The organism is Gordonia sp. UBA7860, assembly GCF_002500165.1.
GTDB classification, from domain to species: Bacteria; Actinomycetota; Actinomycetes; order Mycobacteriales; family Mycobacteriaceae; genus Gordonia; species Gordonia sputi.
Genome location: NZ_DLSO01000068.1, coordinates 1 through 2,829, shown reverse-complemented (window position 1 = coordinate 2,829; position 2,829 = coordinate 1). Strand labels below are relative to the sequence as shown.

At 65.7% G+C, this 2,829-nt stretch carries 2 protein-coding genes and 1 pseudogene; all 3 read right to left on the bottom strand.

The annotated features are described in order from the left end of the window. A pseudogene (gene fadE29, locus B3T59_RS09235) lies at nucleotides 1-507 on the bottom strand (acyl-CoA dehydrogenase FadE29); the annotation flags it as partial. 66 nt (nucleotides 508-573) lie between these two features. Then, on the bottom strand, nucleotides 574-1,695 hold the full coding sequence (locus B3T59_RS09230; protein WP_064862553.1) for an acyl-CoA dehydrogenase family protein: 1,122 nt from the start codon (nucleotides 1,693-1,695) through the stop codon (nucleotides 574-576). A gap of 116 nt (nucleotides 1,696-1,811) precedes the next feature. Then, the coding region (locus tag B3T59_RS09225) for an acyl-CoA dehydrogenase family protein (RefSeq protein WP_287002074.1) at nucleotides 1,812-2,829 on the bottom strand (1,018 nt) is incomplete at its 5' end.

The following is a 2,829-nucleotide window of genomic DNA, read 5'->3' as shown; positions in this document are numbered from 1 at the left end:
CGCCAGCCAGATGTAGTCGGCGTCGTGCCCGCCGGTGGTGAAGATCTTCTGCCCGTTGACCACGTAGTGATCACCGTCGCGGACCGCCGTCGTGGTCAGCGATGCGAGGTCGGTCCCGGCGTCGGGTTCGGTGTAGCCGATCGCGAAATGGACGTCGCCGGCAAGGATTCTGGGGAGGAAGAGCTTCTTCTGTTCGTCGGTTCCGTGTACCTGGAGGGTGGGCCCGACCGTTTGGAGGGTCACCGCGGGAAGCGGAACGTCGGCGCGCACCGCCTCGTTGGTGAAGATCTGCTGTTCGATCTCTCCGAATCCCTTGCCGCCGTACTCCTTCGGCCACCCGACCCCGAGCCACCCGTCGCGCCCCATCTGTCGGATCACATCCCGATAGGTGGGGCCGTGGCGCTCGGTGAGCATGGTCTGTGCTGCCGTGGGGTCGACCAGATCGGCGAAATACTCACGCAGATCGGCGCGCAACTGCTGCTGCTGCGGCGTGAGGTCTATGAACATCGGTTGCGTCCCCTGCGTGCTCGGCGTGCTCTGGACTGGGTCGTCGGGTGAATTAGGTTGGCGCCGCTATGGATTCGACGCGTCGGCGAGCTCGTCGAGTCGGGCGTTGGCCCCTCCGACGAGTCGCGCGAGATCCTTGGCGATCGAGAAGTATCGATGCAACGGATACGTCAGGTCGACACCGACGCCTCCGTGGAGGTGGGTCATGGTCCGCATCGCGGCGGGGATCTCGGCTGCGGTCCAATACGACGCGATGCCCAGATCCTGTTGTGCATCAAGATTTTCGGAGAGACGCCACGCGGCAGCCGTGGTCGAGAGGTTCAGTGATCGGCCGACCACATAGATGTCGGCCAACTGCTGTCCGACAGCCTGGAACAATGCGATCGGTTTGCCGAACTGCGTGCGGTTGGACACGTGATCGGCGGTGAGGCGCGTAGCCCCCGCGACAAGGCCGTCGGCGTACGCACTCAGCGCGAGTCGGTACAGGTCACGCAATCCCGAGATCTCGGCGGCGAGAACGTCGGCGTCGTCGACGATCACGTTGTCGAACCGCACCGTGAACTCACCCCAACCACTCGACGCCGGGGTTCGCGTGATCGACACACCGTCGGCGGCAGTGGCCACAGCGACCACCCCGGCATCGCTTGCGACGAGTAGCGTCGACGCGCCGTCGGCGTGCAACACCCCACTTTTTGTGCCCGACAACCGTCCGTCACGCAACGTGGTGCGCGGCGTCGACGTCAACGGATCGCCGGGTTCGCCGATCGCGAGTGCGTGCCATCCGCCGTCGGTGAGCGTCGCGGCCCACCGATCGCGCGAGGCGTCGTCGACGGTCTGCAGGAAAAGTGCGGATACCAGTGCGCCGAGTGCCGGGGTCACCGCGGCGGCCGAACCCAGCTGCCGCAGCAGCGGTAGTACGCCGAGGACACCGAGATCGTCACCCCCGAGCGCCTGCGGTAGCGGCAGGGCGAGGAGCCCGGCGTCGGTCAATGCCGTCCAGAGGTTGCGATCGAAGCCGTCGTACGACGGGTGATCAGAGCCGTCGTACGACGGGGCGGAATCCTCTTGTGACTCGCCTGCCCTGACCCGTCCGCCGAACAGAGATGTCCAGTCGGACTCATGGCGGGCGAATACATCCCGCGCCACATCGGCGACCGCTTCCGCGGAGCTGTCCATGCCGAAATCCACCGACGGTCCCCTTCTCGCCAACACCAAAACTAGAACTCGTTCTAGTTGTATCAGACTCCGCGCCCTCGGTGGGCGAATTGGCGGTTGATCTGCTGATTCTCGGGCCTCGTCACGCGTCAGCCGCGCGGCAGACCGAGAATCCGTTCGGCTGCGGCGGTCCGCAGTATCTGGGTGGTGCCGCCCGCGATGGACAGGCACCTGTTCTGCAGGAGCTGATCGGACGCCTCACCGGCACCAGCACCGTCGACGCCGAGTAGGTCGAGACCGAACTCGGGCACCGATTGCCGGTGCGCGACGCCGATCAGCTTGCGCACGCTCGACAGCGCACCCGGATCGTGGCCCGCCAGCCGACGAGACACCGCGAGTGCGTCGAGAACACGTCCGACGTGAGCGTCGGCGACGAGCTCACCCAACCGTGCCAACTCGCCTGCGGACAGCTCCCGACCCAACGAATCGATCTGCCCCAGTAGCGCATCCATCTCCTTGCCGAGTCCCGAACCACCCATGGCCACACGTTCGTTGGCGAGCGTCGTACGGGCCAGGCGCCAGCCACCGTCGACCTCACCGACCACGCACTCGTCGGGCACGAACACGTCGTCGAGGAAGACCTCGTTGAAGTTGGCCTGCCCGGACAACTCCCGAAGCCCCCGGATGTCGATGCCGGACGAAGCCATGTCGATCAGGAAGTAGGTTATCCCCTTGTGTTTCGGCGCCTCGGGATTCGTTCGGGCAAGACAGATCCCCCACTGCGCGTTGTGCGCCTGAGAGGTCCAGATCTTCTGCCCGGTCAGACTCCAACCGCCCTCGACGCGAATAGCCCTGGTACGCAACGACGCAAGGTCGGAGCCCGCCTCGGGTTCGCTGAACAACTGGCACCAGATGATGTCGCCCACGAGGGTCGGATACACGAAACGTGTGTGCTGCTGCGCTGTTCCGTGCTCGAGGATTGTCGGGATCGCCCATGTCCCGATCACGAGGTCGGGACGTTCGACGCCTGCGCGTTCGAACTCGGAGTCGATGAGCAACTGCAGCGCCGGGTCGGCGCCGAGACCGTGCGGCGGCGGCCAATGCGGTGTGAGATAACCGGATTCGGCCATCGCAGCCCGCTGCGCATCCGGTGCGGCCGCCGCGATC